Consider the following 14,719-nt stretch of genomic DNA (forward strand, 5'->3'; position numbering starts at 1 on the left):
GCGGCCCGCACCCCGTTACGGCACCAGCACGATCCGGCCGAAGACCTCACCGGCGTCCACCATCCGGTGCGCGGCGACCGCCTCCGCCAGCGGCAGTACCTCGTGCACCACCGTCACCAGCTCCCCGCGCACCGCGGCCTCGAACTGCGCGGCCCGCACGGCCCGGCGCTCGGAAGCGGGCACGGTGTCCGCGCTGAACGTGGCGAACGTCAGCGACTTCCGGAACGCGGTCATCAGCGCCGTGCCGAAGTCCGGCGGCGGCTGGCCACCGACCGCGCCGACCACCACCAGGCGCCCGTTCGGGTTGAGCCTGCCGAGGAAGGCGGGCAGGTCCGCGCCCGCGACGACATCGAAGACCACGTCGTAGCCCTCGCCGCCGGTGCCGGACCGGTCCAGCACGTGCGTCGCGCCCAGCTCCCGCAGCCGCTCGCCCCGCGCGGGCGACGACGTCGTGACGGCCACCGCGCCCGCCCCGCCGCGCGCCGCGAGCTGCACCGCCGTGATCCCGATGCTGCCCGCCGCGCCACGCACCAGCACCGACTCGCCGGGGGCGAAGCGCGCGTGGGCCAGCCCGAAGTGGGCCACCACCCCGGCGCTGCCGAGCGTCACGGCGTCGACGGCGGAGAGGCCGTCCGGGAGCGGAACGGCGTCGTCGACCGCGACGGCCGCCTGTTCGACGTAACCGCCCCCGGTGCCGGTGAACGCCCACACGCGGCGGCCGTTCCACACCGGATCGACCCCGGCGCCGACGGCGGTCACCGTGCCCGCCACCTCCCCGCCCGGGATGTGGCCTTCGCCGAACCCGTAGGCGGCGAGCGCACCGCTGCGGATGAGCACGTCCACCCCGCCGACCCCGATGGCCTCGACGGCGACGGAGATTTCCCCGGGGCCGGGCACGGGCTCCGGCCGGTCCGCGACGGCCAGGCCTTCGGGACCGCCGAACCGCTTGATCACCACTGTCTTCACGTCCGCGACGCTAGGCGCGATCCGGGCGGCGGAACCGGAAGTGAGAGCGGCCGCCGGAGTTCTGCCTCAGTACCGCCGGAAGGCGCGGCGGTAGGCGCCGGGAGTCGTGCCCACCAGGGCACGGAAACGACGTCGCAGGTTCACCGCGCTGGCGAGCCCGACCCGGACCGCGATCGCCTCCACCGGCAAGTCGGTCTCCTCCAACAGGGTCCGCGCCTCGGCGACCCGCCGCGCCAGCAACCAGGCACCGGGACTCGTGCCCAGCTGCTCGGCGAACCGACGCGCCAGCGTGCGCGGCGAGACGTTCAGCCGCGCGGCCAGCTCCGCCACCGACAACGGCGTCCCCAGCCGGGCCCCGGCCCACTCGAGGAGGCCGTCGAGCGCGTCGGCGGGCGACGACGGTGGCGCGTACTGCGCTTGGCCGCCGTCGCGGTGGGGCGGCATCACCATGTGCCGCGCGACGAGGGCGGCGTGCGCGGCGCCGTGGTCCGTGCGCACGAGGTGCAGGCACAGGTCGATCCCGGCACCCGCCCCGGCGCTCGTGGCGACGTCGCCGTGGTCGACGTACAGCGCATCCGGCTCGACGCGCACCTGCGGGAACTCGCGGCGCAGCTGCTCGGCGCGGGCCCAGTGCGTGGTGGCCGAGCGGCCGTCGAGCAGGCCGGTGCGGGCCAGCGCGAAGACGCCGGAACAGATCGTGACGAGCCGCGCGCCCCGGGCGTGCGCTCGCAGCAGCGCGCGGCGCACGGCGTCCGGCAGCGGCGCCTCGAGCGGCGCCCAGCCCGGGATGAGGACGGTGTCCGCGGTGGCGAGCGCGTCGAGTCCGTGCGGCACCGCCATCGCGTAACCGGCCGACGTAGGCACCGGGCCCGGGGTTTCCGTGCAGACGTCGAAGACGTAGTGCTGGGGCACCCCGGCGCGGGGTGTGCCGAAGACCTCGGCGGCGATGCCGAGCTCGAAGGTCGACTGCACCGGCCGCACGAGGGCCACCACGCGATGCATGGCAGGAAAGTACCCCATGGTGTCGTTCCCGACGCTGTCCGGCGCGGCTCGCCCGCGGCACGGTGGGAGACATGCACCCGGAAATCCTCACCCAGGACGGCTACACCGCCGTCTCCGTCACGGAATCCCGCGTCCGCGAGCTGTTCCCCGGCATCCGCCTGCGTCCACTGTGGACCGGACCGGACGGCGCGCACGCCAACGTGCTGGAGATGGACCCGGGCACGACGTGGCCGCGCCGCGACGTCCACGAGCCGGGGCCGGAGGAGGTGTACGTCGTGGCCGGGACGTTCAACGACGGGGCGCGGGATTACCCGGCGGGCACGTTCTTGCACGCTCCGGCGGGCTCTTGGCACCTGCCGCAGTCGGCTACGGGCTGCACGCTGTTCCTCTTCTATCCGCAGGGCTGAGCGGCCCGCCGCCGCCATGGCCAGCGCGCCCGCGAGCGACCCGCGGCCGCCTCGCGGGCCGCGGCGACCGGGGCTGGGCGGCCCGCCGACGCCACGCCAACACGCCCGCGCCCTCGATCACCTCGCGGACCGCGACCAACGGCTACCTCGGGGCTGAGCGGCCGCCGCCAGCGCGCCCGCGCGCGATCCCTCAGCCGCCTCGCCGACCGGGGCCACCAGCTACCCCCGGGGCTGAACCCGCCGCCGTCGGCCCAAAACCGCCGCCGCCAGGATGCCCGCCGTCACGAACACCGCCAGCGCCAGCATGCTGATCCCCATCCCGCGCGTGAACGCGTCCCGCGCCGCGACCGCCACCGAGCCGCCCGCCGGACCCGCCGTCGACGCCACCGCCAGCGCGCCCGCGAGCGAGCCCTCGGCCGCCTCGCGGGCCGCCGGTGGGAGCGCCGCCGTCGCCGTGCCGACGGAATCCGTGTACGCCGCCGAAAGCACGCTGCCCACCAGCGCGATCCCCAGTGCCGCACCGATTTCGCGCGTCGCGTCGTTGACCGCCGATGCCACGCCGTACTGGGATGGCGGGACGTTGTCGAGGATCGCGCTCGTCGCCGCCGGGGCCGTCACGCCGATCCCCGCGCCCAGCACGCACACCGCCACCGCCAGCTCCGGATAGCCGCTGTCCGCGTCGAGCGCGCCGATCAGCACCATGCCCGCGACGACCACCGCGAGCCCGGCGCACGTCACCACCCGCAGCCCGAACCGGCGCACCAGCGGCGCCGACGCCAGCGACAGCGGGAACAGCGAAACCGCGACCGGCCACAACGCCAGCCCCGAGTCCAGCGCCGAATACCCCCGCACCAGCTGCAGGTACTGCGCCAGCGCGTAGAACATGCCGAACGCCGCGGTGAACTGGACCGTCACCGACACCGAGCCGGTCGCGAAGGCGGCGTCGCCGAACAACCGCACGTCCAGCAGGGGCGCCTCGGTCCGCAGCTCGTGCACCACGAACAGCGCGGCCAGCACCAGGCCGCCCGCGATCGAGCCCAGCACCAGGCCGTGGCCCCAGCCGAGGTCGGCGACGCGCAGGATCCCGAACACGACCGCCCCGATCGCGGCGGCGCCGAGCACCGCGCCCGGCAGGTCGAACCGGCGCGGGTGGCCGTCGCGCGACGTCGGGACCGTCAGGCTCGCGGCCACCAGGACCACCGACAGCGCCGCCGGGCCGAGGAACACCGAATGCCACGAGAAGTGCCGCAGGAGCACCCCCGCGAGCACCAGCCCGCCGAGCCCGCCGACCCCGGCGACGGCCGCCCAGATCCCGATCGCCCGTCCCCGCCGCTCGGGCGGGAAGCTCGCGTTGATGATCGACAGCGTCGCGGGCATGATCATCGCCGCACCGAGCCCGGTGACCGCACGGGCCGCGACCAGCCAGAACGGCGTCGCGAGGAACACGGGCGCGGCGCACCCGGCGGCGAACACCAGCAGCCCGGCGACCAGCACCCCGCGGCGCCCGCGCCGGTCCCCCACCGCGCCGGCGGGCAGGACGAGGGCGGCGAGCACCAGCGTGTAGACGTCGACGATCCAGGTCTGCTCGGCCTGGGTCGCGCCGGTGCCGGAGGCCAGCGCGGGCAGGGCGGCGTTCACGATGGTCACCATGGCGATCACCAGGCCGACCGCCGTGCACATGACGCCGACCGTCCACGCGCGGCGGCCGGGCGGCACCGCGACCTCGTCCGCGAGCCGCGAACCCGCTCGCATACCCCTCCTCCGTCGTCGGTCGGTCCGACGCTACCCACGGGATTCGAGACTGCCCGGGCGTCCGCGTCTCGGTTCCGGCCGAGGGTCACCCGGTCGTGGCGAACGGGCGGGCGCGACACTGAGCGTGCCCAGACCGCCGCGTTCGAAGGGACCCCGATGACGACGCCGACCGACCCGCGGTTCACCCGCCAGCGGAGCGTGCACGAGTTCCTCACCGCCCGCGGCTGGCACCTCGACGGCGACAGCGACCCCGGCGAGGCGTGGTTCGCGAACGACCCGAACGCGGGCTGGCACTACCCGGCCAGCTTCGGCGGCGAGCGGATCAACGAGGTCTCGGACACGACGCCGGTCCCGCTGCAGGGCTACTTCACGTTCGGCGAGGAGGGCGAAGAGGTGTTCACGATCGTGGCGGCGGGCAACCTGCGCGGCAGCGGCTGCGCCGAGCACGACACGCGCGAGCGGTTCTTCCCGTTGACCGCGGACGGCGGAGTCGATCTGGCGCCGGTCGCCGCGTTGCTGGACACGCTGGAGTCGCGGGCCCGCGACCTCGACGCGCGGGCGGTCGTCGAATGCCTGTACTTCGGGCCGTGTCCGGGGTCGGCTCGGTAGGCTGCCCGGCGTGAGCGAAGCACCATCCGGCCCGCTGGCCGAGCGGATCGGGCAGCGCATCGGCAGCCTCTCGGCCGCCGAGCGGCGGGTGGCCGAATACCTGTGGAAGCACCCCGGGATGATCGTGCTGTCCACCGCCGGGGAGCTGGGTGCGCTCAGCGGCACCAGTGACGCCACCGTCGTCCGGACCGTCAAGTCGCTCGGCTACTCGGGGCTGCCCGAGCTCAAGCGCGCCGTGGGCGAGCAGGTCGTCTCCGACACGCCCGCCACCAAGCTGCGGCACCGCGTCGAGCAAGCGGGCGACGACAGCGGGTCGCAGCTCGACCAGTTGCTCGCCGAATCGATCGACCGGCTCACCGAGACCCGGCGGATGCTCGCCGAGCCCGCCTTCACCGCCGCCGTCGAGCTGCTCGCCGGGGCGCGGGAAGTCGTCGGGTACGGGCTCGGCGTCTCGGAACTGCCCATGCGCTACCTGGCCACGCGGCTGCGGCGGCTCGGCCGCCGGGCCCGCAGCACCTCGGCCACCGGGTTCCGGCTCGCCGACGAGCTGCTCACCGTCGAGGCGGGCGACGTCCTCGTGCTGAACGCGCCCCTGCGCCTGCTGCCGGAGATGACGACCGCCGCCCGCCACGCGCGTGCCGCCGGGGCTGGGGTACTGCTGCTCACCGACTCGCTCGGGGCCACTTTGGACAGTCTGGTCGACGTGACGCTCCCCGCCGTGCGCTCGGGGACCGGGCTCACGCAGGAAGGCCTCACCACGACGTTTGTCTTGGACTGCCTGCTGCTCGCGGTCGCCAAGCGGGACCCCGGCGCCATGTCGGCGAACACGGAACTGCTCGCCGACCTGCGCGACCGGCTCGCCCCGCGTGACCTCCGCTCCCGCCGCGACTGACCAGGTCAGCCGTGGCCGCGTGCGGCGGCGCGGTAGCGGCCGGGTGTCTGGCCGACCAGCTCGGTGAACGCTTCGATGAAGCTGCTGGGGTTCGACCACCCCAGCCGGATCGCCGTGTCGGTGACCGAAGTGCCCGCGCCGAGTTCGAGCAGCGCCCGCTGGATGCGCAGCAGCGTCCGCCACTGGTGGAAGCTCATCGACAGCTCGCTGCCGAACAGGCGGCTGAGCGTGCGCTCGCTCGACCCGGTCCGGTGGCCCAGCTCCGCCAGGGTCGCCGGGCTGGCCGGGTCCGCGTGCAGCAAATCGGTCACGGCCTTCAGGCGGGCGTCGCCCGGCTCCGGGAGGCGCAGCGGCTCCCGCCGGGCACGCGCCAGCTCCGCGAGGACGACGTCGAGGAGCAGCCGGGCGCGGGCGCCGTCGACCGGCTCGGGGTCGCCGGTCCTCGCCAGGTAGGCCTCGCGCAGCAGCGCGCTGGCCGTGAACACCGAGGGTTCGGCGGGCAGCTGCCCGGCCAGTTCGGCAGGCACCCGGAGCAGCCGGACGTCGGTCTCACCGTAGGAGCGGCTGCTGTGCACGTGGAACGGCGGCACCCAGGTGATGCGGTTGGCGGGCGCCACCCAGGTGCCCGCCTCGGTCGTCGTGACCAGTGCCCCGGAGGCGGCGTACCTGAGCTGACCGAAGTCGTGGAAGTGCGCGGCGACGTCCTGGCCGTGGGCCAGTGGCCCACACGAGGCCGCATCGTCGGTCGACAACACCGGCTCGTGGACAAGTTCGGTCACGGCCACCACCCTAGCCCGCGTGGCGGGTTTCCGGCATTCTCCGGCGCGACACCGGTGGCACGCCCGGGTCCCGGCAGGACATCGTCGAGGCATGCGAATGATCACCCAGCACAGCTTCGGGGGCCCCGAGGTCCTCACCGTCGTCGACGCGCCCGCGCCCCGGCCGCTGCCGACCGAAGTCCTCGTCCGGGTCGCGGCGATCGGGCTGAACCCCCTGGAACCGCGCCTGCGTGCCGGTGAGTTCCCGCTGCTCGGGCAGCCGCCGTTCGTCCTCGGCTGGGACATCAGCGGCGTGGTCGAGACGGCGGCGACGTGGCGGTTCCGGCCCGGCGACGAGGTGTTCGGGATGCCGCTGTTCCCGCGGGCGGCCGGTGCGTACGCCGAGTTCGTGGCCGCGCCGGCCTTGCACCTGGTGCGGAAGCCACCGTCCCTCTCGCACGTCGAGGCGGCGGCGTTGCCCGTCGTCGGGCTGACCGCGTGGCAGGGCCTCGTCGACCACGGCGGCGTGACCGAGGGCCACCGCGTCCTGATCCACGGCGGAGGCGGCGGGGTCGGCCACGTCGCGATCCAGCTCGCGAAGGCGCTCGGCGCGCACGTGGTCACCACCGCCAGCGGGAGCAAGAGGGAGTTCGTCGAGGGGTTCGGCGCCGACGAGGTGATCGACTACACGACGACCGACTTCGCCGAGGTGGTCCGGGACATCGACGTCGTGCTCGACACCCTCGGCGGCGACGCTGCCGAGCGCTCGCTCGAGGTGCTTCGCCCCGGCGGTCACCTCGTGACGGCGGTCGCCGATGAGGACACGGTGCTCGCCGCCAAGTTCGAGGCGGCGGGCAAGCGCTTCAGCGGCATCGGCGTCGATCCGGACCCGGTCGCCCTGCGCGGTCTCGTCGAGCTCGTCGAGCAGGGCAAGCTCCGGGTCCACGTGCAGGAGACCTTCCCGTTCGAGCGCATCGCCGACGCCCACCGGCTGATCGAGCGCGGTCACCTCCGCGGCAAGGTCGTCCTCACCGTCTGATCACCGATCCCTTCGCGGACGGGAGCGCCGTCGGGCCGGAGTTGCAGTTGACGCCGTGGTCGAGCACGACGTCGTCGCCGTCGAACCGCAGCGTCAGCCGGTCGATGAACGGGCCCTCCAGGAAGTGCCACGTCAGCTCCAGCTCGTCCACAGTGGACCAGCGCGCGCCCGCCAGCACCGGGGCCGCGTCGTCCTGGTAGGAGTGGTGCAGCCGCCAGACGCTCACGCCCGTGCGCTGCGGCACCCACCTCCCCAGCCCGTGCTCGAGCACGTGCGTCCCCCGGTCGTCCTCGACCTCGAGCCGCACGGCGTCGCCGTCCACCTCGACCACCAGGGACCGGACGTCCTGATCGTTCGGTGCGAAGCCGTAGGCCCGCCGGAACCGCGGACCGTCCACAGGCGACTCCAGGGAGTCGGGTTCGCGGGAAAGCCGCCCGGCGAGCCCGTCGAACCCGTCGTCCGCGTCGAACGCTTCGCGGAACGTCTCGCGCAGCATGCCGGGCAGGTCGTGGTACTCCGGATCGGGCATCGCGCCCGTCACCACGACGACGGCGTCGTGGTCGGGGAACACCATGCACTCCTGCCCGAACAGCCCGGACGCGGTGTAGACGCCGTCCTCGGTCACCCAGAACTGGTAGCCGTAGCCGGAGTCCGCGACCGCGTCCGGGCCGGGCGGGACGAGCTCCTTGCCGTTCCACTCGCCGCTCACCGCCCGCCGCACGTGCAGGCCCGACGCCTTCCGCACCCACCCGGCGGGCAGCACGCGGCGGCCGTCCCACACGCCGTCCTGGAGGTGGAGCACGCCGAACGACAGCAGGTCGTGCGGTCGCAGCGACAAGCCGTTGCCTCCGCTGGACACCCCGGCCGGATCCCGTTCCCACGTGTAGTCCGTTATACGCAAGGGTTCGAACAGCCGCGGCCGCAGGTATTCGTCGACCGGCTCCCCCGCGACCTCCTGCACGATCGCCGACAGCACGTGGCTCGTCGTGCTGCTGTACCGGAAGCCGCGGCCGGGGCGGTCGACGACCGGCTCGTCCAGGAACTCGTCGACCCAGCCGGTCTTGCGCAGGCGGGTCGTCGCACCGGACAGGCCGCGCGCGTGCCCGGTCCGCATGGTCAGCAGGTCACGCACGCGCATCCGGCTCAGGTTCTCCCCCGGTGCCTCGCGCAGGCGGCCGCGGAAGAAGTCCACGACCGGGTCTTCGAGGTCGAGCAACCCTTCGGCCTCGGCGAACCCGACCGCGGCGGCGGTGAAGCTCTTGGTGGCCGAGTGCAGTTTGTGCACCAGCCCCGGTTCGTGCGGCCACCGCCACAGGTCGAGAACCAGCTCGCCGTGCCGGTGCACGAGCAGCGAGTGCACCCGCATGCCCCGCTCGGCCAGCGTGTCCAAAAGGGACGCGACCGCGGCGCTCACCGGACGCTCCGCGCCTCGACCAGCAGCCCGCCGAAGAAGTCCTGAACCACGGGCACCACGCCGGTGCCCCGGTGCGCGACGCCGGGGACGACGTCGTACCGCACCGCGATGCCCTGCGCGACGAAGTTGTCGCGCAGGGTTTCCAGCCGCTCCACCCGGGTGCTGCCGGTCGTCTCCACGCCGTCCATCCAGTTCGGACCGCCCGGGTTGGTGATCTCCCACGTCTCGACGTCCTCTTCGCCGACCACCATCTGCACCGGCACCCGGCGCAGCGCGTCGAGGTCGATGCGGATGCCGAAGCGGTCCTCGAAGCCGCCGGTGCCGAGCCACCACGGCAGGCTGTCGTCGAGCTGGGTGATCCGGCCCGGCGCGCCGATCGACACGCCGGCCAGGCGGTCCGGGTGCGCGTAGTAGAACCGGTGCGCGAACTGGCCGCCGCCGGAGAACCCGTGCAGGAAGAACCGCTCGGGCCGCGCGTTGAACGCGGCGGCGGCCTCGTCGACGATGTGCAGCAGCTCCTCGTCGAAGCGCAGCCCGCGGTATTCGAGGAACTTGAAGCTGTGCAGCTCGCCCGGCTCCATCAGGCCCGCCGGGAACAGCGGGGTGAGGATCACGCACCGGTGCTCGATCGCGAACTGCTTCCAGCGGTCGCGGTAGAGCTCGGCCGACCGCCCGGTGCCGTGCTGGACGACCACGAGCGGCAGCGGTTCGGCGTCCGGCGTGTGGTCCTTGGGCACGTACAGCGCGTAGAACAGGCGCTGGTCGTGCTGGGAGGCGAAGAACGGCGTGCCACCGACGAAGTGGGCGCGTTCGGAGGCGAGGTCGGTCGTGCCGGTCATGGAGCGGTGTCCTCCTGGGACGTCGTGACGAACGGGGTCAGAACTCGGCGCTCGGCACCGGTTCGGGCGCCGGGGCCGCGGCGGGGCGCGACAGCCGCTCGCTCAGCTTCGCCGTGGTGACGAAGGAGATCGCGAGCAAAACGGCCAGCAGCACGCCGATGCCGACGATGCCGCCGCTGAGCGTCGGGTCGGGGTCGCCGGCCTCGACGCGGGCCGAACCGGTCAGGAACGACAGCACGAAGAGCACGCCGACGGCGAGCACCACCTCGGCGGTGACGAAGCCGGGGAACACGCGCAGGGCGAGCCGGAAGACCGAACCCTCCGCGCCCGCGGCCCGCGCCCGGCCGATGCGGGGCATGAGGACGAACTCGTTCAGCGCGCCGATGCCGATCATGGTCGCCACCAGGCAGACCTTGACGAGCAGGAACCGGCCGAAGCTGGTGGTGAGCAGCTCGCCGGGGCTGCCGACGAGCGACCAGGCCAGGTAGAGGCCGCTGATCAGCAGGCAGCCGACCGCGCACAGCGCGACCGTGCTGAAGCGGGTCCAGATCCCGGCCCAGGTGGTGCCGGCGCCGGGGTGAGCCGCCGCCGCGCCGTCGCCAGCACGACGAGGGAGGCGATCCCGCCGACCCACGTGGACACGGCGAACACGTGCAGGTGGTCCAGCAGGCTGTCGACGAGCGAGTCGACCGTCTCCTTGCCGAAGTCGGTCGGCAGCAACGTGACCTGGTAGGCGACGAAGTTCAGGACGAGCCCGGACAACGCGATGCCGGTCAGGTGCGCGCGCAGCTTCGGCGACCACAGCAGCATCAGCACGACGGCCGAGGCACCCCAGAGCAGGTACTGGGTGAGCGTGAGCGCGCCGGAGGAAACCCACTCACCGCGCTTGGCGGGCACGCTGACGTACTTCGCGATCGTGCCGGGCCGCAATGCCTGGCTGTACGGGATTTCGACGCCCTTCACGCGGGCGGCCTTGCCGGCGATCTGGAAGTACAGGGCCACCAGGAACCAGGTCCCGATGACGGCGAGCAGGAGGCTGGTCCGGCGGTGCAGCACCGCGCGGTCCGCGGGGTCGACGGACCGTCGCTTGAGGACCGGGCGGAGCACGAGCAGGTGGAGCATCGTGGCGCCGATCGACCCGATCAACCCGGCGAAGTAGGCCATCTTGGTGATGACCCGCCACGCTGCGGGTACGGGGTTGGCGACGGCGGCCGGGACTTGCGCGAGCAGGAACGACATCACGGCGATCTCCTCGGCGGGAGTAGGGGGATGCCGGAAGTGTAGCCGATCCTTCCTGAAATGGAAGACTGAAATATTCGCTACAACGTTGGCGGGCAAGGACTCCGCGACGTCCACTGTGGATTCCGGGCACGCCGAAGGCGCCCCCGAGCGGGTGCACGGCGGCGCGGGGAACGGACGTCAGGCCTGACGCTTGCGCCTTCGCTTCGGTGGGGCCGAGCGCTCGCCGCCTTGGACGAGCTCCGACCGCAGGGACGTCAGCAGCTCCGAAGCCCGGGTGGAGCGGGCTTCGTCGCGGGAAGCCAGCTGCAGCACCAGAGCGTCGGTCAGCACCTCGGCGGCGAGCATCTCGCCGGTGAAGTTGCTCGCCGACTGGGGCGCCGTCAGCGTCACGTCCACGCGGTCGGCGAACTGCGCCTGCAGCGTGCTGGAGACCAGCAGGACCCGCGCGCCCACGGTGCGCGCGTGGTCGAGCACCACTTCGATCTCCGCCAGCAGCCGGCTCGGGGTGTAGAGCACGACGACGTCGTCGGCGCGCAGGCCCAGCAGGTCGTCGGCGAGCTGGAACCCGGTCGCCCAGCTGGCGCGGGCCCGCCGCCCCATGCGCGTCAGCCGCAGGGCGAGGTAGCGGGCCACCAGCCCGGACCCGCCGAGCCCGAACGCGAGCACCTCGCGGGCTTCGTCGAGCAACCCGACGGCGGCGGCGAAGTCGTCTTCGTCGACCAGCCGCCAGGTCGAGGCGAGCCGCTCGGCCGCCTCGGTGAACACGCGGGCGATCGCCGAGTCGCCGTCGTCGTCCGCGCGATCGACCTGGAAGTGGTGCACCGCGCTGGTTTCGACGACCACCTCCGCGGCGAGCGTGCGGCGCAGGTCGAGCATGCCGTCGAACCCGAGGGACTTGGCCGTGCGCACGACGGTCGCGTCACTGGTCCGCGTCGCGCCGCCGATCTGCTCCGCGGTGGCGAAGATGGCGTGCCGGGCGTGGTCGCGCAGGTACTCCGCGACGATCCGCTCGGCCCGGGACATCCCGGCCAGGCTCTGGTTGATCCGCGCGCTCAGCGAACGGTCTTCGCCGCTCTGCTCGGTCATCTGCTCTCCCCTCGGCACCGCCGCATCGTAGTCGTCCACGCCGGTCACGACCGCCCGGCGAGGACCCCGGCGAAGAAGTCCTGCACGACGGGCTGCAGCTCGAGCCCGCGGTGCGCCAGGCCCGGCACGACGTCGAAGCGCACGTCGATGCCGTGGCGCGTGAAGTTGTCCCGCAGCGAGGCGAGCCGCTCGACCCGCGTGTCTCCCCCGGCGTCGACCCCCGGCTCGGCGATCTCCCAGGTCTCGGTGTCCTCCGCGCCGACGACCATCTGCACCGGGACGGCGCGCAGCGCGGGCAGGTCCAGGTCCACGCCGAACCGCTCGCGCAGGTCGGCCGTGCCCGGCCACCACGGCACCCGCGGGTCGATCCGGGTGACGCGGCCCGGTGCGCCGATCGACAGCGCGGAGAGCCGGTGCGCGTGCAGGTAGGCGAAGCGGTGCACGAACTGCCCGCCGCCGGAGAACCCGTGCAGCGCGAACTTCGCGGCATCGACGCGGTACCGCCGCGCGACCTCGTCGACGATGTCGAGCAGCACCCGGTCGAAGCGCACGCCGTGGAAGCTGAGCCGCTTGAAACCGTGGAGGTCACCCGGTTCGCCGATGCCCGCCGGGAAGAGCGGGGCCAGCACGACGGTTTCGCGCTCCTCGGCGAAGCCGCGGTAGGCGTCGCGGTAGCGCTCGGCCATCCGCTGGGTGCCGTGGACGACGACGGTCAGCGGCAGCGGCGCCTTCGCCGTCCGGTGCGCGCCGGGCACGTAGAGGCAGTACGAGAACCGCTGGTCGCGCTGCGAAGCGAAGAACGCGGTCGCGCCCGAGTGGTAGTACTCGACCGGATCCAGGACTCGCGCGCCGGCACTGGGACGCGGACTCGTCATGACTGCTCCTCGGCTGTAGCGGCTACGACAGGTGTTGACATTTCGGTAGCGCGGTCTATCTTATCCGTAGCTCAGGCTACAACATCTCATGAAATGTAGCGATCACTTCCGTCTGGAAGGCCACCCATGACACCGCTCGTCAGCATCCGCGGCCTGTGCAAGAGCTTCGGCGACATCGAAGTGCTGCACGACGTCGACCTCGACATCCACCACGGTGAGGTGGTCGTCGTCGTCGGGCCGTCCGGATCCGGGAAGTCGACGCTCTGCCGGTGCATCAACCGGCTGGAGCGGACCACCTCCGGGACCATCACCCTCGACGGGGAACCCCTGCCCGCGGAGGGTCGGCGGCTCGCGCGGCTGCGGGCCGACGTCGGCATGGTCTTCCAGTCGTTCAACCTCTTCGGCCACCGCACGATCCTCGACAACGTCACCCTCGGGCCGATCAAGGTCCGCGGGATGTCGCCGCGGGACGCCGAAACCGAAGCCCGCCGCCTGCTCGACCGGGTCGGCGTCGGGGACCAGGCCGCCAAGCTGCCCGCCGAACTCTCCGGCGGGCAGCAGCAGCGGGTCGCGATCGCCCGCGCGCTCGCGATGAACCCGAAGCTCGTCCTGTTCGACGAACCGACCAGCGCGCTCGACCCCGAAATGGTGCACGAAGTCCTCGACGTGATGACCTCGCTCGCCGCCGACGGCACCACCATGGTCGTCGTCACCCACGAAATGGGCTTCGCCCGCCGCGCCGCCGACCGCGTCGTCTTCATGAGCGACGGCCGGATCGCCGAGCAAGGCACCCCCGAAGAGTTCTTCGACCGCACCGGCACCGACCGGGCGCGGGACTTCCTGTCCAAAGTCCTCCAGCACTGACCCCCACCACTCCCCGGGAGCACCCATGACCCTCCGCACCACGGCAGGCACCGCGGTCCTCACCGCCGCCCTGCTGGCCGCGCTGACCGCCTGCGGCAGCGCCCCCAACCAGGCCCCCGGCGCCGCGGCCAAGCCGGCCGGCGCCGAAATCGCCGGCCGGATCGACCAGTCCGCCGTCGTCGACGCCGGCCCGGTCGGGCAGAACCTGCCCAGCACGCCGATGCTCGACAAGATCCGGCAGAAGGGCGAGCTGTCGTTCGCGGGCAGCCGCAACACGATCGGCTTCTCCCAGCTCGACCCGGCCAGCGGCAAGCTGTCCGGCTTCGACGCCGGCATCGCCCAGCTGCTGGCGAAGTACCTGCTCGGCAAGCCGAACGCAAAGCTGCAGAGCGGCGGCTCCGACACACGGGAAGCGTTGCTGGGCAACCACACCATCGACACCGCGATCCAGACCTACACGATCACGCCGGACCGCGCGAAGCTCGTCAACTTCGCGGGCCCCTACTACATGGCGGCCAGCGGCATCGTCGTGAAGACGACCGACACGACCATCAAGCAGGCGAGCGACCTCGCCGGCAAGAAGGTGGCGACCGAGTCGGGCGCGGCGAAGGACGCGCTGCTGAAGGCCGTGCCGACCGCGCAGCCGGTGCTGTTCGACACCGCCGCCCAGTGCGTCGCCGCGGTCGAGCAGGGCCGCGCCGAGGCCATGACGCTCAACAACGCGTCGCTGTACGGGGTCGTCGCGACCAAGAACGACGTCAAGCTGCTCGACGCGACGTTCGGGTCGAACCCGTTCGGCATCGGCCTGCCCAAGGACGACCCGGCGTTCAAGGACGTCGTCAACCAGTTCCTGAAGACGATCGAGGCCGACGGGACGTGGACCAAGCTCTGGCAGGCCACGGTCGGCAAGCTCGTCAAGACGCCGGCGCCGCAGCCGCCGCAGATCGGCTCCGTGCCCGGTTCCTGAGAGGCCA

The 14,719-nt window shown here is 72.9% G+C and carries 16 protein-coding genes; 6 read left to right on the top strand and 10 right to left on the bottom strand.

Annotated elements, in window-relative coordinates; genetic code table 11:
- Positions 1-15 precede the first annotated feature (15 nt).
- Both QP939_RS45070 and QP939_RS45075 read right to left on the bottom strand, forming a co-directional pair.
- Positions 16-966, bottom strand: a complete 951-nt coding sequence (locus tag QP939_RS45070) for a zinc-binding dehydrogenase (RefSeq protein ID WP_285452963.1) — start codon at positions 964-966, stop codon at positions 16-18.
- A gap of 66 nt (positions 967-1,032) precedes the next feature.
- Complete coding sequence (locus tag QP939_RS45075) at positions 1,033-1,968, bottom strand: GlxA family transcriptional regulator (RefSeq protein WP_285452964.1); 936 nt, start codon at positions 1,966-1,968, stop codon at positions 1,033-1,035.
- A 71-nt stretch (positions 1,969-2,039) separates the two neighbouring features.
- Here QP939_RS45075 and QP939_RS45080 point away from each other — a divergent pair, with 71 nt between their 5' ends.
- Entirely contained in the window at positions 2,040-2,375 is a 336-nt protein-coding gene (locus QP939_RS45080) for a cupin domain-containing protein (protein WP_285452965.1), read from the top strand.
- A gap of 219 nt (positions 2,376-2,594) precedes the next feature.
- Here the strand turns inward: QP939_RS45080 and QP939_RS45085 are convergent, their stop codons facing one another.
- Positions 2,595-4,127, bottom strand: coding sequence for an MFS transporter (locus QP939_RS45085; RefSeq protein WP_285452966.1), 1,533 nt, complete (start codon positions 4,125-4,127; stop codon positions 2,595-2,597).
- 156 nt (positions 4,128-4,283) lie between these two features.
- On the opposite strand from QP939_RS45085, the gene QP939_RS45090 reads away from it, so the two are divergent.
- Together QP939_RS45090 and QP939_RS45095 are read left to right on the top strand one after the other, a co-directional pair.
- The gene (locus QP939_RS45090; protein ID WP_285452967.1) at positions 4,284-4,736 is read left to right on the top strand and encodes a hypothetical protein; all 453 of its coding nucleotides are present in this window, start codon (positions 4,284-4,286) and stop codon (positions 4,734-4,736) included.
- A 10-nt stretch (positions 4,737-4,746) separates the two neighbouring features.
- The gene (locus QP939_RS45095) at positions 4,747-5,628 is read left to right on the top strand and encodes a MurR/RpiR family transcriptional regulator (RefSeq protein ID WP_285452968.1); all 882 of its coding nucleotides are present in this window, start codon (positions 4,747-4,749) and stop codon (positions 5,626-5,628) included.
- A gap of 5 nt (positions 5,629-5,633) precedes the next feature.
- Here the strand turns inward: QP939_RS45095 and QP939_RS45100 are convergent, their stop codons facing one another.
- Positions 5,634-6,407 (bottom strand): AraC family transcriptional regulator, encoded by a 774-nt coding sequence (locus QP939_RS45100; protein WP_285452969.1) that lies wholly within the window; start codon positions 6,405-6,407, stop codon positions 5,634-5,636.
- Between the two features lie 91 nt (positions 6,408-6,498).
- Between QP939_RS45100 and QP939_RS45105 the strand changes: the two genes are divergently transcribed.
- On the top strand, positions 6,499-7,425 hold the full coding sequence (locus QP939_RS45105) for an NADP-dependent oxidoreductase (protein WP_285452970.1): 927 nt from the start codon (positions 6,499-6,501) through the stop codon (positions 7,423-7,425).
- On the opposite strand, the gene QP939_RS45110 is transcribed toward QP939_RS45105, so the two are convergent.
- The 6 genes from QP939_RS45110 to QP939_RS45135 all read right to left on the bottom strand — a co-directional run bounded on the left by QP939_RS45110 (position 7,415) and on the right by QP939_RS45135 (position 12,881).
- Complete coding sequence (locus tag QP939_RS45110) at positions 7,415-8,839, bottom strand: serine hydrolase domain-containing protein (protein ID WP_285452971.1); 1,425 nt, start codon at positions 8,837-8,839, stop codon at positions 7,415-7,417. The genes QP939_RS45105 and QP939_RS45110 overlap by 11 nt on opposite strands.
- Positions 8,836-9,678 (bottom strand): alpha/beta hydrolase family protein, encoded by an 843-nt coding sequence (locus QP939_RS45115; RefSeq protein WP_285452972.1) that lies wholly within the window; start codon positions 9,676-9,678, stop codon positions 8,836-8,838. The genes QP939_RS45110 and QP939_RS45115 overlap by 4 nt, the downstream gene beginning before the upstream one ends.
- A 37-nt stretch (positions 9,679-9,715) precedes the next feature.
- On the bottom strand, positions 9,716-10,228 hold the full coding sequence (locus QP939_RS45120; RefSeq protein ID WP_285459993.1) for a CopD family protein: 513 nt from the start codon (positions 10,226-10,228) through the stop codon (positions 9,716-9,718).
- Positions 10,177-10,920: a hypothetical protein gene (locus QP939_RS45125; protein ID WP_285452973.1), complete on the bottom strand. Its 744-nt coding sequence runs from the start codon at positions 10,918-10,920 to the stop codon at positions 10,177-10,179. Before QP939_RS45125 ends, QP939_RS45120 begins: the two co-directional genes overlap by 52 nt.
- Positions 10,921-11,097: 177 nt before the next feature.
- A complete protein-coding gene (locus tag QP939_RS45130; protein WP_285452974.1) occupies positions 11,098-12,006 on the bottom strand; it encodes a MurR/RpiR family transcriptional regulator in 909 nt (302 codons plus the stop codon).
- Between the two features lie 44 nt (positions 12,007-12,050).
- On the bottom strand, positions 12,051-12,881 hold the full coding sequence (locus tag QP939_RS45135; RefSeq protein WP_285452975.1) for a dienelactone hydrolase family protein: 831 nt from the start codon (positions 12,879-12,881) through the stop codon (positions 12,051-12,053).
- Between the two features lie 126 nt (positions 12,882-13,007).
- Between QP939_RS45135 and QP939_RS45140 the strand changes: the two genes are divergently transcribed.
- Positions 13,008-13,745, top strand: a complete 738-nt coding sequence (locus tag QP939_RS45140; RefSeq protein ID WP_285452976.1) for an amino acid ABC transporter ATP-binding protein — start codon at positions 13,008-13,010, stop codon at positions 13,743-13,745.
- A 25-nt stretch (positions 13,746-13,770) separates the two neighbouring features.
- Positions 13,771-14,712 (top strand): transporter substrate-binding domain-containing protein, encoded by a 942-nt coding sequence (locus tag QP939_RS45145; protein WP_285452977.1) that lies wholly within the window; start codon positions 13,771-13,773, stop codon positions 14,710-14,712.
- The last annotated feature ends 7 nt before the right edge of the window (positions 14,713-14,719 follow it).

Source organism: Amycolatopsis nalaikhensis (genome assembly GCF_030264295.1).
GTDB lineage: Bacteria > Actinomycetota > Actinomycetes > Mycobacteriales > Pseudonocardiaceae > Amycolatopsis > Amycolatopsis nalaikhensis.

Excerpts from the sequence above, each read along its gene's own strand:
- QP939_RS45135 (WP_285452975.1), bottom strand. The coding sequence starts at position 12,881 with ATGACGAGTCCGCGTCCCAGTGCCGGCGCGCGAGTCCTGGATCCGGTC.
- QP939_RS45080 (WP_285452965.1), top strand. The coding sequence starts at position 2,040 with ATGCACCCGGAAATCCTCACCCAGGACGGCTACACCGCCGTCTCCGTC.
- QP939_RS45145 (WP_285452977.1), top strand. The coding sequence starts at position 13,771 with ATGACCCTCCGCACCACGGCAGGCACCGCGGTCCTCACCGCCGCCCTG.
- QP939_RS45105 (WP_285452970.1), top strand. The coding sequence starts at position 6,499 with ATGCGAATGATCACCCAGCACAGCTTCGGGGGCCCCGAGGTCCTCACC.
- QP939_RS45140 (WP_285452976.1), top strand. The coding sequence starts at position 13,008 with ATGACACCGCTCGTCAGCATCCGCGGCCTGTGCAAGAGCTTCGGCGAC.
- QP939_RS45085 (WP_285452966.1), bottom strand. The coding sequence starts at position 4,127 with ATGCGAGCGGGTTCGCGGCTCGCGGACGAGGTCGCGGTGCCGCCCGGC.
- QP939_RS45115 (WP_285452972.1), bottom strand. The coding sequence starts at position 9,678 with ATGACCGGCACGACCGACCTCGCCTCCGAACGCGCCCACTTCGTCGGT.
- QP939_RS45075 (WP_285452964.1), bottom strand. The coding sequence starts at position 1,968 with ATGCATCGCGTGGTGGCCCTCGTGCGGCCGGTGCAGTCGACCTTCGAG.
- QP939_RS45090 (WP_285452967.1), top strand. The coding sequence starts at position 4,284 with ATGACGACGCCGACCGACCCGCGGTTCACCCGCCAGCGGAGCGTGCAC.
- QP939_RS45130 (WP_285452974.1), bottom strand. The coding sequence starts at position 12,006 with ATGACCGAGCAGAGCGGCGAAGACCGTTCGCTGAGCGCGCGGATCAAC.